The organism is Pseudomonas sp. ATCC PTA-122608 (assembly GCF_001952855.1).
GTDB lineage: Bacteria > Pseudomonadota > Gammaproteobacteria > Pseudomonadales > Pseudomonadaceae > Aquipseudomonas.
This window is the reverse complement of sequence record NZ_LPNO01000015.1, coordinates 52,957-66,761: the sequence shown is the minus strand read 5'-3', so window position 1 is coordinate 66,761 and position 13,805 is coordinate 52,957. Positions and strand designations below refer to the sequence as shown.

Here is a 13,805-nt window from a genome sequence, read left to right as displayed (position 1 = left end):
AAAGATGGCTACGACCACCCTTGGGGTCAAACTTGACGACCCGACCCGCGAGCGCCTGAAGGCGGCCGCGACCTCCATTGATCGCACGCCGCACTGGCTGATCAAGCAGGCGATTTTCAATTACCTGGAGAAACTCGAGGGTGGTGCAACCCTGGCCGAGCTCAACGGCATGGGCAGCAAGGACGCAGAAGAAGCCGGCGAGGTCCAGACCGACCACGCCCACCAGTGCTTCCTGGAGTTCGCCGAGAGCATCCTGCCGCAATCGGTACTGCGCGCGTCGATCACCGCCGCTTACCGTCGCCCGGAACCGGAAGTGGTGCCGATGCTGATCGAGCAGGCTCGCCTGCCCGCGGCAATGGCCGAAGCCACCAACAAGCTCGCCTCTTCGATCGCCGAGAAACTGCGCAATCAGAAAAGCGCCGGCGGACGTGCAGGCATCGTCCAGGGCCTGCTGCAAGAATTCTCCCTGTCGTCCCAGGAAGGCGTAGCGCTGATGTGCCTCGCCGAAGCGCTGTTGCGCATCCCGGACAAAGGCACCCGCGACGCGCTGATCCGCGACAAAATCAGCACCGGCAACTGGCACCCACACTTGGGCAACAGCCCGTCGCTGTTCGTCAACGCCGCCACTTGGGGCCTGCTGCTGACCGGCAAACTGGTCGCCACCCATAACGAAGCCGGCCTGACGTCGTCCCTGAGCCGCATCATCGGCAAGAGCGGCGAGCCGATGATCCGCAAGGGCGTCGACATGGCCATGCGCCTGATGGGCGAGCAGTTCGTCACCGGCGAAACCATCGCCGAGGCCTTGGCCAATGCGAGCAAGTTCGAAGCCAAGGGCTTCCGCTACTCCTACGACATGCTCGGTGAAGCCGCGCTCACCGAACACGACGCCCAGAAATACCTGGCCTCGTACGAACAAGCCATCCACTCGATCGGCAAAGCGTCCCACGGTCGTGGGATTTATGAAGGCCCGGGCATTTCCATCAAGCTCTCGGCCCTGCACCCGCGTTACAGCCGTGCGCAATACGAGCGTGTGATGGACGAGCTGTACCCGCGCCTGCTGTCGCTGACCCTGCTGGCCAAGCAATACGACATCGGTTTGAACATCGACGCCGAAGAAGCCGATCGCCTGGAGCTGTCGCTCGACCTGCTGGAACGCCTGTGCTTCGAGCCGCAACTGACGGGCTGGAACGGTATCGGCTTCGTGATCCAGGCTTACCAGAAGCGTTGCCCGTATGTGATCGACTACGTGATCGACCTGGCACGCCGCAGCCGCCATCGCCTGATGATCCGTCTGGTGAAAGGCGCGTACTGGGACAGCGAAATCAAGCGCGCCCAGGTCGAAGGCCTGGAAGGCTATCCGGTCTACACCCGCAAGGTGTACACCGACGTTTCCTACATTGCCTGTGCACGCAAACTGCTCTCGGTTCCGGAAGTTATCTACCCGCAGTTCGCTACCCACAACGCTCACACCTTGTCGGCGATTTACCATATTGCCGGTCAGAATTATTACCCCGGCCAGTACGAGTTCCAATGCCTGCACGGCATGGGCGAACCTCTGTACGAGCAGGTTGTAGGCAAGGTCTCCGAAGGCAAGCTGAACCGTCCGTGCCGCGTGTACGCACCGGTCGGTACTCACGAAACATTGCTGGCTTACCTGGTGCGTCGCCTGCTGGAAAACGGCGCCAACACTTCGTTCGTCAACCGGATTGCTGACCAATCCATCTCGATCCAGGAGCTGGTGGCCGATCCAGTGGCCAGCATCGAGCAGATGGCGACGCAGGAAGGCGGCTTCGGCCTGCCGCACCCGCGTATCCCGCTGCCCCGCGACCTGTACGGTGCCGAGCGCGCCAACTCCGCCGGTATCGACCTGGCCAACGAACACCGTTTGGCGTCGCTGTCCTGCGCCTTGCTGGCCACCGCGCACAACAACTGGAAAGCCGCGCCGATGCTCGGTTGCGCTTCCAGCAACGAAGCGGCTGCACCGGTGTTGAACCCGTCGGATCTGCGTGACGTGGTCGGCCATGTGCAGGAAGCGACTGTCGAAGATGTCGATAACGCGATCCAGTGTGCCCTGAACGCTGCGCCAATCTGGCAGGCCACCCCGCCCGCCGAACGCGCCGCGATCCTGGAACGTGCCGCCGACCTGATGGAAGGCGAGATCCAGCCACTGATGGGCCTGCTGGCCCGTGAAGCCGGCAAGACCTTCGCCAACGCCATCGCCGAAGTGCGTGAAGCCGTGGACTTCCTGCGCTACTACGCGGTGCAGGCCCGTAACGATTTCACCAATGATGCCCACCGGCCCCTGGGCCCAGTGGTGTGCATCAGCCCGTGGAACTTCCCGCTGGCGATCTTCAGTGGCCAGGTCGCTGCTGCACTGGCCGCCGGTAACCCGGTGCTGGCCAAGCCTGCCGAGCAAACACCATTGGTTGCCGCACAAGCCGTGCGCCTGCTGCTGGAAGCCGGGATTCCGGAAGGCGTGCTGCAACTGCTGCCGGGCCAGGGCGAAACCGTCGGTGCCCGCCTGGTGGGTGATGATCGCGTCAAGGGCGTGATGTTCACCGGCTCCACCGAAGTCGCGCGTCTGCTCCAACGCAACGTCGCCGGCCGCCTGGATGCACAGGGTCGTCCGATTCCGCTGATCGCCGAAACCGGTGGCCAGAACGCGATGATCGTCGATTCCTCGGCACTCACCGAACAAGTGGTGATCGACGTGGTGTCCTCGGCCTTCGACAGTGCCGGCCAACGCTGCTCGGCCCTGCGCGTGCTGTGCTTGCAGGAAGATTCCGCTGATCGCGTCATCGAAATGCTTAAAGGTGCCATGGCTGAATGCCGCCTCGGCAACCCGGAGCGCCTGTCGGTGGACATTGGCCCGGTGATCGACGCCGAAGCCAAAGCCGGTATTGAGAAACACATCCAGGCCATGCGCGACAAAGGCCGCAACGTTTACCAGGTCGCGATTGCCGATAGCGAAGAGGTCAAGCGCGGCACGTTCGTGATGCCGACCCTGATCGAACTGGAAAGCTTCGACGAACTGCAACGGGAAATCTTCGGCCCGGTGCTGCACGTGGTGCGCTACAAGCGCAAAGAGATCGACCAGCTTATCGGCCAGATCAATGCCTCCGGCTACGGCCTGACCCTGGGCGTGCACACTCGCATCGACGAGACCATCGCCAAGGTGATCGACAACGTCCATGCCGGTAACGTCTACGTTAACCGCAACATTGTGGGTGCCGTGGTCGGCGTGCAGCCGTTCGGCGGCGAAGGTTTGTCGGGTACCGGCCCTAAAGCCGGCGGTCCGCTGTACCTGTACCGTCTGCTGTCGACCCGTCCTACGGATGCCATCGAGCAATCCTTCGTTCGCGGTGATGCCGTGACAGCACCGGATGTTCGCCTGCGGGATGCCATGAGCAAGCCGCTGACGGCACTGCAAGCCTGGGCCGACAGCAACAAGCTCAGCGACTTGAGCGCCCTGTGCGTGCAGTTCGCCGCGCAATCCCAAAGCGGTATCACCCGCCAACTGGCCGGCCCGACCGGCGAGCGCAACAGCTACGCCATCCTGCCCCGCGAGCACGTGTTGTGCCTGGCGGAAGTGGAAGGCGACCTGCTGACGCAACTGGCGGCGGTACTGGCAGTCGGCGGCTCGGCGGTATGGCCGGAAACTGAATTGACCAAGGCCGTGCTCGCACGCTTGCCGAAGGAGCTTCAGGCGAAGGTCAAGCTGGTGGCTGACTGGACCAAGGATGAAACCGTATTTGATGCCGTACTGCATCACGGCGATTCCGACCAACTGCGCGGGGTTTGCCAGCAAGTGGCCAAGCGTGGCGGGGCGATTGTCGGGGTTCACGGTTTGTCTTCGGGCGAAACCGGGATTGCCCTGGAGCGTCTGGTGATCGAGCGGGCGTTGAGCGTCAACACCGCTGCGGCGGGTGGTAACGCCAGCCTGATGACCATCGGCTAACTGAAGAAACGCGGTCAAAATGTGGGAGCGGGCTTGCTCGCGAATACGGAGTGTCAGTCACCAGATGTATTGACTGATCCACCGCATTCGCGAGCAAGCCCGCTCTCACATTGACCGCGCCCCAGCTTCCTCCCCTGTTTTGCCCCTCCATCACCCAGATCAATCTTGCTATCCAGCCTCTATTTCCGCACTTAGACTCGGCCCATTCCCACACAGGTAAGCCGCCATGTCCGAGACGCTGCTCAGTTCCCGCAATCTGGCTTTCGAGCTGTACGAAGTCCTCGATGCCGAGGGCCTGACCCAGCGCGAGCGGTTTGCCGAACACAACCGTGAAACCTTCGACGCCGCCATCGGCACCGCCCGCAGCATTGCCGAGAAGTTCTTCGCCCCGCATAACCGCAAGGGCGACGAGAACGAACCCCGCTACGAGAACGGTCAGGCGATTCTGATTCCTGAAGTGAAACCGGCGGTGGATGCCTTCCTTGAAGCCGGCTTTCTCAACGCCGCCCGCAGCTTCGACGCTGGCGGCATGCAATTGCCAACCCTGCTGTCCCAAGCCTGTTTCGCACACTTCCAGTCAGCCAACGCCGCTTCCACGTCCTACCCGTTCCTGACCATGGGCGCCGCCAACCTGATCGAGAGCTTCGGCACCGAGGAGCAGAAACAACGCTTCCTGCAACCGATGATCGAAGGCCGCTTCTTCGGCACCATGGCCTTGACCGAGCCCCACGCCGGGTCCTCGCTGTCGGATATTCGTACCCGCGCAGAGCCGGCGGCTGACGGCAGCTATCGCCTCAAGGGCAACAAGATCTTCATCTCCGGTGGCGATCACCCGCTGTCGGAAAACATCGTGCACATGGTGCTGGCCAAACTGCCGGATGCGCCCGCCGGGGTGAGGGGCATTTCGCTGTTTATCGTGCCCAAGTTCCTGGTCAATGACGACGGCAGCCTGGGCAAGCGCAACGATGTGCTGCTGGCCGGGCTGTTTCACAAGATGGGTTGGCGCGGCACCACCTCGACCGCGCTGAATTTCGGCGATAACGGCGAGTGTGTCGGCTACCTGGTGGGCAAACCGCACCAAGGCCTGAGCTGCATGTTCCAGATGATGAACGAAGCGCGGATCGGCGTGGGCATGGGCGCGGTGATGCTCGGTTACGCCGGCTACCTGTACTCCCTGGAATACGCCCGCGAGCGCCCGCAAGGCCGCCTGCCGGACAGCAAGGACCCGAACACCGCGCCGGTGTCGATCATTCAGCACGCCGATATCAAGCGCATGCTGTTGACCCAAAAAGCCTACGTGGAAGGTGCCTTCGACCTTGGCCTGTACGCCGCACGCCTGTTCGACGACACCACCACCCTGGAAACCGAAGCGGCGCGCAAACAGGCCCACGAACTGCTGGACCTGCTGACGCCTATCGTCAAATCCTGGCCATCGGAGTTTTGCCTGAAGGCCAACGAACTGGCGATCCAGATCCTCGGCGGCCACGGCTACACCCGTGAATACCCGGTGGAACAGTACTACCGCGACAACCGCCTGAATCCGATCCATGAAGGCACCCACGGCATTCAGTCGCTGGATCTGCTCGGGCGCAAGCTGGCGCAGAACGGCGGTGCGGGCTTGAAACAACTGATTAGCCTGATCGCCGAGACCGGCGCGCGGGCACAGCAATACCCGTCGCTGACTGCCTTGCGGGAACCGCTGGAACAACTGGTAACGCGCCTGCAAGAGGTCACCCTCGGCCTGCTGACGGATCTCGCCCAGGGCAAGGTCAACAGCAGCCTGGCGAATTCGGCGCTGTACCTGAAGGTGTTCGGGCATACGGTGATTGGCTGGCGCTGGCTGGAACAGGCGATTCGCGCCGAGGAAGGGCTGGCCAAAGGCAATGCTGCCGATGTCGCCTTCTATAAAGGCAAGCTCCAGGCCGCCCGGTACTTCCTGACGTGGGAAATACCGGGCTGCCATCATGAACTGGCGATTCTCGAGGCACGCGATGACACGTGCCTGGGGATGCAGGATGAGTGGTTCTAAGGCGTTCCGATCGCCTTGGAAATCACTTCGACCGTGGCGCTGACTTGCTCTTGGTAACGGTCGAGTTCCTGCTGGTGGTGCTTTTGCATTTCGATCTGCTCGGCGCACAGGTTCAGCGCCGCCAGCACCAATAGCTTGTCACCGATCAGCGTCGGGTACTTTTTCTTGGTGGTGGCCAGGGATGCCTTGAGCATCGTCACGGCGCTCATCAGGGTGTTGTCTTCCCCTTCCGGTGCCTTAATCGAGTAATCCTCACCGAGAATCGAAACGACCTTTATCCCTTCATTCATGCGCTGACAGGACCTGCGCTCACACGCTCAACCAACGCCTGGATACGGGCGGCGGTGGCGCCCTGCTTTTCTTCCTGTTCCATCAGGTTGAGTTGCAGGCTGTCGTTCTCATCCTTGGCGCGAGCCAGTTCGGCCTTGAGGGATTCGTTGGTGCCCAGCAGATCCTGGTTCTGCTGTACCAGGTCACTGACCAGTTGTTCCAATTGGCTGAGGGATGCTTCTAACATTTTGATTTCTCGGGCTTTTTCAAAGGGCGGTGACGATAAAGAAAAATCACCTCGGATGCCAGGGTTATCCCCGGCGCGGGGCCTTGATTTTACAGGGCAGGCCACGCTTTCGAGCCTTAGTGACTGCATTTATGGCATCTGGTTCCTGAATCCCGTCGGACCGTCCCGACCTGCGACAAAAGCGCGCACCCCCTCAAGACTTTAGTCGTATGACCGATAGGTCATGGACACCCCGCCCAAACCCCGCATGGATCGCGCTTCTCCCCAGGATCACAGCATGTCTCTTCGTAATATGAATATCGCGCCGCGGGCCTTCCTCGGCTTCGCGTTGATTGGCGCGCTGATGTTGTTTCTCGGCGTGTTCGCGTTGAACCAGATGAGCAAGATTCGCGCGGCGACGGAAGACATCACCCTCAGCAGCGTGCCGAGCATTCGCGCCCTGGACGAGTTCACCCAGCTGACCCTGCGCCTGCGGGTGCTGTCCTATCGCCTGCTGACCAACCGCGAGCCCGACGTCCAGCAAAAGACCCTTGAGTCTTTTGACGTGCGCAATCAGCAGATTCGTAAGGCCCAGGCGGTCTACGAGAAGTTGATCGACAGCAGCGAAGAACGTGCTGCCTACGATGAATATGTGCGTCTGCTGGCCCAGTACCATCAGATTGAAGAGCGCATGAAGAGCCTGTCACGAGCCAATCAGGTGGAAGAACTGCGCACGCTGCTGAATACCGAGCTGCTGAACAACTCGGATCAGGTCAATGCCGTATTGAACCGCCTGCTGGACATCAACAACAAGATGGCGCTGGCCACCAACCAGCAAGCTGCCGACCAGTACGACCTGGCGTTTGAGCTGGTGGTGATCCTGCTGATCCTCGCCACTGCATTGACCATGCTGTTCGCCTGGCTGCTGACCCGCAGCATTACCCAGCCGATTGCCCAGGCCCTGGATGCCGCCGAGGAAATCGCCGAAGGCAACCTGACGCGCCCGATCAAGGTGGAAGGCAACGACGAAGCCGGCCGACTACTGTTGGCAATGGCCAAGATGCAGGACAAATTGAAGGACACCTTGCAGCGCATTTCCGGCTCGGCCACCCAATTGGCCTCCGCCGCGGAAGAGCTGAATGCCGTGACCGACGAAAGCGCCCGTGGCCTGACCCAGCAAAACAACGAAATCGAACAGGCCGCCACGGCGGTGAACGAGATGACCAGCGCGGTTGAAGAAGTGGCCCGCAACGCGGTCAGCACTTCCGAAGCCTCGAAGAACGCCACCTCCTCGGCCGGCGATGGCCGTGACCTGGTGCAGGAAACCGTCGGCGCCATCGAGCGTATGAGCAGCGACGTGCAAGCCACCGCGACCCTGATCGGCAACCTGGCGGAAGAGTCCCGGGACATCGGCAAGGTGCTGGACGTGATTCGCGGCCTGGCCGACCAGACCAACCTGCTGGCCCTGAACGCAGCGATTGAAGCAGCGCGTGCCGGTGAAGCCGGGCGTGGTTTTGCGGTGGTGGCGGATGAAGTGCGGGCCCTGGCCCATCGCACCCAGCAGTCCACCAGCGAGATCGAGCGGATGATCGGCAGCATCCAGGCCGGTACCGAGCATGCAGTGGATTCGATGCGCAACAGCACCGAGCGTGCAGAGTCGACGCTGAATATCGCCAAGGGTGCGGGGATGTCGCTGGACACCATCAATACCGCCATCGTTGAAATCAACGAGCGCAATCTGGTGATCGCCAGTGCCGCTGAAGAGCAGGCGCAGGTGGCGCGGGAAGTGGATCGCAACCTGGTGAACATTCGCGATTTGTCGGTGCAATCGGCGACCGGCGCCAGCCAGACCAGTGCGGCGAGCAGCGAGCTGTCGCGGTTGGCGGTGGATTTGAACGGGATGGTGGGGCGGTTCAGGCTTTAACTGACACCGCATCACTAAAATGTGGGAGCGGGCTTGCTCGCGAATGCGGTGTGTCAGTCACCTTAGTGGTTGGCTGACACACCGCATTCGCGAGCAAGCCCGCTCCCACATTAGATATGCGCTAGCCATTCAAACCTTTTTGACAGCACAGCAATTCAACAGGTTAGAATCGCTGGCACGCAGACTGCATGGTCAGTTTGCGCCTCGTCTTTCCCGCTCATGGAGTACTGCCTTTGAATGCGACGACCATCAACAGCCTGTTCTTGATCGGCGCGTTGCTGGTAGGTGCGAGCATTCTGGTGAGTTCTCTTTCGTCCCGCCTGGGCATCCCGATCCTGGTGATCATCCTGGCCGTGGGCATGATCGCCGGCGTCGACGGCGGCGGCATCATCTTCGATAACTACCCGACTGCCTACCTCGTGGGCAACCTCGCCCTGGCCGTGATCCTGCTCGATGGCGGCTTGCGAACACGGGTGGCGAGTTTTCGCGTGGCGCTCTGGCCCGCGCTGTCCCTGGCGACGGTCGGGGTACTGATCACCACCGGTCTCACCGGCATGGCAGCCGCCTGGCTGTTCAACCTCAACATCATTCAAGGCCTGCTGATCGGCGCCATCGTCGGCTCCACGGACGCCGCAGCGGTGTTCTCGCTGCTGGGCGGCAAGGGCCTGAACGAACGGGTCACCGCCAGCCTGGAAATCGAATCCGGCAGCAACGACCCGATGGCGGTGTTCCTCACCGTCACCCTGATCGACATGCTCGCCAGCGGCCAGACCGGCCTGCACTGGAGCCTGCTGGGCCACTTGATCCGGGAGTTCGGCATCGGCGGCATCATTGGCCTGGGCGGCGGTTGGTTGATGCTGCAGATGGTCAACCGGATCAACCTGGCCAACGGCCTGTACCCGATCCTGGTGATTTCCGGCGGCCTGTTCGTGTTTGCCCTGACCAACGCCCTGCACGGCAGCGGCTTCCTCGCGGTTTACCTGTGCGGTTTGGTGATCGGCAACCGCCCGGTGCGCAGCCGACATGGCATTTTGCATATGCTCGACGGCATGGCCTGGCTCGCGCAGATCGGCATGTTCCTGGTGTTGGGCCTGCTGGTCACGCCCCATGATCTGCTGCCCATCGCGCTACCCGCCCTGGGCCTGGCGCTGTGGATGATCCTGTTTGCCCGGCCGCTGTCGGTCATGGTCGGCCTGCTGCCGTTCAAGGCCTTCCATGGTCGAGAGAAAGCCTTTATTGCCTGGGTCGGCTTGCGCGGCGCGGTCCCGATCATTCTGGCGGTGTTCCCGCTGATGGCCGGCCTGCCCCACGCACAGCTGTACTTCAACCTGGCGTTCTTTATCGTGCTGGTGTCGCTGCTGGTGCAAGGCACGAGCCTGCCATGGGTGGCCAAGCTGTTGAAAGTGACCGTACCGCCCGAGCCCGCCCCAATCTCCCGGGCGGCCCTGGAAGTGCACGTCACCAGCGAGTGGGAGCTGTTCGTCTACCGTCTGGGCGCCGAAAAATGGTGCATCGGCGCCGCCCTTCGGGAGCTGAAAATGCCCGAAGGCACACGGATCGCTGCGCTGTTTCGTGGCCAGCAACTGCTCCATCCGTCGGGTAGTACGGTGCTGGAAGTCGACGATTTGCTCTGCGTGATCGGCCATGAACACAACTTGCCGGCCCTCGGCAAACTGTTCAGCCAGGCACCACAACGGGGCCTCGACCTGCGCTTCTTCGGTGACTTCGTCCTGGAAGGCGACGCCCAGCTGGGCGCGGTTTCGGCGCTGTACGGGCTCAAGCTCGAGGGCATCGACCCGGACATGCCACTGAGTCGCTTCATCACCCAGAAAGTCGGCGGGGCGCCAGTGGTCGGCGACCAGGTGGAATGGAACAACACCATTTGGACCGTCGCGGTCATGGACGGGAACAAGATCGGCAAAGTCGGCGTCAGATTCCCCGAAGGAAGTCGCCCGGGCCCCGGACTCTTCCTCTAAACTGCGGGGCGACGGCGCGCCAGTCGATGTCGGGACGCCCCCTATTTATCACCTTGCTCGACCGGTCTCTATGACAACCCTGCGCACTTTTCTCGCTACTGCCCTGCTGGGCCTGACTCTCTGCGTCGGCACCGTGCACGCCGCCGACCCGCCCAGCATCGACTCCGTCCAGCAAACCCTGGACAAACTGCCAGACCGCAAGCTGCCCGACGCCGACATGAAGGCGCTGCAAAGCATCCTGCAGCAGACCCTCACCTTCCTCGGCAACCAGCAGGATTACCAGCAGCGCCTGGTCGACCTCAAGCGCCAGCTGGAAGACGCGCCGCGCCAGAGCGCCGAGAACCAGCGCGAGCTGACCCGACTCAAAGCCACCAAGGTGATTCCGGTCGCCCAACGCTACGCCACCTTGCCGGTGCCGCAACTTGAACAACTGCTGGTGCAGCGCACCACCCAGCAAGGCGACCTGCAAAAGGACCTGGCCGACGCCAACAGCCTGAGCATCGCCGCCCAGACCCGCCCGGAACGCGCCCAGACCGAAATCAGCAGCAGCCAGACGCGCATCCAGCAAATCAACTCGATCCTCAAGGCCGGCAAAGACAATGGCAAGGCCCTCAGCGGTGACCAGCGCAACCAGCTGAACGCCGAGCTGGCCGCCCTCAATGCGCTGATTCCATTGCGCCGCCAGGAGCTGGCCGGCAACAGCCAGTTGCAAGACCTGGGCAACAGCCAACACGATCTGGTACTGGAAAAAACCGCGCGCCTGGAGCAGGAAATCCAGGACCTGCAAACCCTGATCAACCAGAAACGCCTGGCCCAGTCCCAGGAAACCGTGACCCAGCAGTCCATCGAAGCGCAAAAGGCCGGTGGCAGCAGCCTGCTCGCCACGGAAAGCGCCGCCAACCTGAAACTGTCCGACTACCTGCTCAAAAGTACCGACCGGCTCAACGAACTGACCCAGAAGAACCTGCAAACCAAGCAGCAACTGGACAGCGTGACCCAAAGCGACTCGGCGCTGGACGAACAGATCAACGTGCTCAAGGGCAGCCTCCTGTTGTCCAAGATCCTCTACAAGCAGAAGCAGGCCCTCCCGCGCCTGACCGTGGACCGAGACCTGGCAGATGACATCGCCAACATTCGCCTGTACCAGTTCGAGGTCAATCAACAGCGCGAACTGATCAGCACCCCGAGCACCTACGTCGACAACCTGCTGGTCAACCAACCGGCCGACCAGGTCACACCACAACTGCGCCGCACACTGCTGGAACTGGCGATCACCCGCAGCGACCTGCTGGAGCGCCTCAGCCGCGAGCTGAGCGCACTACTCAACGAATCCATCACCCTGCAACTGAACCAGAAACAACTGCTGAGTACCGCCAGCACGTTGCGGGCAACCCTCGACGAGCAAATGTTCTGGATTCCCAGCAACAAGCCGCTGGACACCGAATGGCTGGAAACCGTACCGGCGCACCTGAGCAAGCAGGTCACCACCTTGCCTTGGGCTTCCAGCGTCAGCGAACTGTATGACGGCCTGACCCAGCGCCCGCTGCTGTTCCTGCCCCTGCTGCTGTTGATCGGCGCGCTGCTGTGGCGTCGTAGCTACCTGTATGAGCGCCTGAAAAAAATCCACCAGGACATCGGCCACTTCAAGCGCGACAGCCAATGGCACACGCCGGTGGCGATCCTGGTGAATATCGCCCTGGCAATGCCGGTGGCCCTGGGCCTGGCGCTGTGCGGTTATGCGTTGCAGATCGATGCCCGCGGGCAAAACGCCAACCTTGGCGCCGCCTTGCTGCAGATCGCCCAGGCGTGGCTGGTGTTCTACACCGCCTATCGGATCCTCGCGCCCGGCGGCGTCGCCGAACTGCATTTCCGTTGGGAAAAACCCCAGGTCGAATTCCTCCAGGGCTGGATACGCAAGCTCGGGCTGGTGGTGCTGGCGTTGGTGGCCGTGGTGGCCATCGCCGAGCATCAGCCAGCGGCGCTGGCAGACGACGTACTGGGCATCGGCGTGGTACTGACCTGCTACGCACTGATGGCGTGGCTGCTCGGGCGCCTGCTGCTCAATAGCCCGACCCACGAAAAAGCCTCGCTGTTTCGCAAAGCCGTCGGCCTGATGTTTACCGCGCTGCCGGTCGCGCTGTTTATTGCCGTGTGCTTTGGCTACTACTACACCGCCCTCAAGCTCAGCGACCGGTTGATCAACACCCTGTACCTGCTGATGTTCTGGCTGGTGATCGAAGCCACCTTCGTCCGTGGCCTGGGGGTTGCCGCACGGCGCCTGGCCTACGCGCGGGCCCTGGCCAAACGCCAGGCCGCCAAGGAAGCGGGGGACGGCGAAGCGGTGATCGAAGAACCGACCCTGGACATCGAACAGGTCAACGAACAGTCGATGCGACTGATTCGCCTGGCACTGCTCGGCGGCTTTATCGCCGCGCTGTATTGGGTGTGGTCTGATTTGATCTCGGTATTTTCCTACCTGGACAACGTCACCCTTTACGAATACACCAGCGGCACCGGCGCCAATATCAGCATGGTGCCCATCAGCATCGGCGACTTGCTCGGCGCCTTGATCATCATCGGCATCACCTTCGCCCTGGCGCGCAACCTGCCCGGCTTGCTGGAGGTGTTGGTACTGTCCAAGCTGGACCTGGCCCAAGGCAGCGCCTATGCCACCACCACCTTGTTGTCCTACGTGATTGCCGGCGTGGGTTTTGTCTCCACCCTGTCGACCCTCGGCGTGAGCTGGGACAAGTTGCAATGGCTGGTGGCCGCGCTCTCGGTGGGATTGGGCTTCGGGATGCAGGAAATCTTCGCCAACTTCATCTCCGGCATCATGATCCTGTTCGAGCGCCCGGTACGGATCGGCGACACCATCACCATAGGCAACCTGTCGGGCACGGTGAGCAAGATCCGCATCCGCGCCACCACCATCACCGACTTCGACCGCAAGGACATCATTGTCCCGAACAAGACGTTCATCACCGGGCAACTGATCAACTGGTCGCTGACCGACACCATCACTCGGGTCACCCTGAAACTGGGCGTGGACTACGGCTCGGACCTGGACCTGGTGAAGGAGCTGCTGCTCAAGGCCGCCTCCGAAAACCCGCGCGTCCTGAAAGACCCGGCGCCCCATGTGTACTTCCTCAACTTCGGTGAAAGCACCCTCGACCACGAACTGCGCATGCATGTGCGCGACCTGGGCGACCGCAACCCGGTAATCGATGAGGTCAACCGCTTCATCAACCGCGAGTTCAAGAACCACCACATCAACATCTCGTTCCGGCAGATGGAGGTTTACCTGAAAAACCTGCATGGCCAGGAATACAAACTGGTGCCGGTGGAAGAAGAAAAAAGAACCATCCTGCCCCTCGCCAAGGACCAGGACCTGCCCGAGCCACCGCCCGCCAAACTCGACTAAA

General features: G+C 61.8%; 7 protein-coding genes. 5 read left to right on the top strand and 2 right to left on the bottom strand.

From position 1 onward, the window contains the following. The first annotated feature begins 4 nt into the window (after positions 1 to 4). Together putA and AU074_RS15785 are read left to right on the top strand one after the other, a co-directional pair. Positions 5 to 3,958, top strand: a complete 3,954-nt coding sequence (gene putA, locus AU074_RS15790) for a trifunctional transcriptional regulator/proline dehydrogenase/L-glutamate gamma-semialdehyde dehydrogenase (protein ID WP_076015489.1) — start codon at positions 5 to 7, stop codon at positions 3,956 to 3,958. Between the two features lie 226 nt (positions 3,959 to 4,184). After that, positions 4,185 to 5,987, top strand: coding sequence for an acyl-CoA dehydrogenase (locus AU074_RS15785; RefSeq protein WP_076015488.1), 1,803 nt, complete (start codon positions 4,185 to 4,187; stop codon positions 5,985 to 5,987). On the opposite strand, the gene AU074_RS15780 is transcribed toward AU074_RS15785, so the two are convergent. Together AU074_RS15780 and AU074_RS15775 are read right to left on the bottom strand one after the other, a co-directional pair. Then, positions 5,984 to 6,277, bottom strand: a complete 294-nt coding sequence (locus tag AU074_RS15780; protein WP_003209415.1) for a cell division protein ZapA — start codon at positions 6,275 to 6,277, stop codon at positions 5,984 to 5,986. The genes AU074_RS15785 and AU074_RS15780 overlap by 4 nt on opposite strands. Continuing rightward, positions 6,274 to 6,504 (bottom strand): hypothetical protein, encoded by a 231-nt coding sequence (locus AU074_RS15775; RefSeq protein ID WP_003209413.1) that lies wholly within the window; start codon positions 6,502 to 6,504, stop codon positions 6,274 to 6,276. The genes AU074_RS15780 and AU074_RS15775 overlap by 4 nt, the downstream gene beginning before the upstream one ends. 277 nt (positions 6,505 to 6,781) lie before the next feature. On the opposite strand from AU074_RS15775, the gene AU074_RS15770 reads away from it, so the two are divergent. The 3 genes from AU074_RS15770 (at position 6,782) to mscK (ending at position 13,804) form a co-directional block, all read left to right on the top strand. Next, on the top strand, positions 6,782 to 8,407 hold the full coding sequence (locus AU074_RS15770; protein ID WP_076015487.1) for a methyl-accepting chemotaxis protein: 1,626 nt from the start codon (positions 6,782 to 6,784) through the stop codon (positions 8,405 to 8,407). Positions 8,408 to 8,640: 233 nt separating this feature from the next. Then, positions 8,641 to 10,383: a potassium/proton antiporter gene (locus tag AU074_RS15765; protein WP_076015486.1), complete on the top strand. Its 1,743-nt coding sequence runs from the start codon at positions 8,641 to 8,643 to the stop codon at positions 10,381 to 10,383. A 70-nt stretch (positions 10,384 to 10,453) separates the two neighbouring features. Next, complete coding sequence (mscK, locus tag AU074_RS15760; protein WP_076015485.1) at positions 10,454 to 13,804, top strand: mechanosensitive channel MscK; 3,351 nt, start codon at positions 10,454 to 10,456, stop codon at positions 13,802 to 13,804. Position 13,805 lies beyond the last annotated feature (1 nt).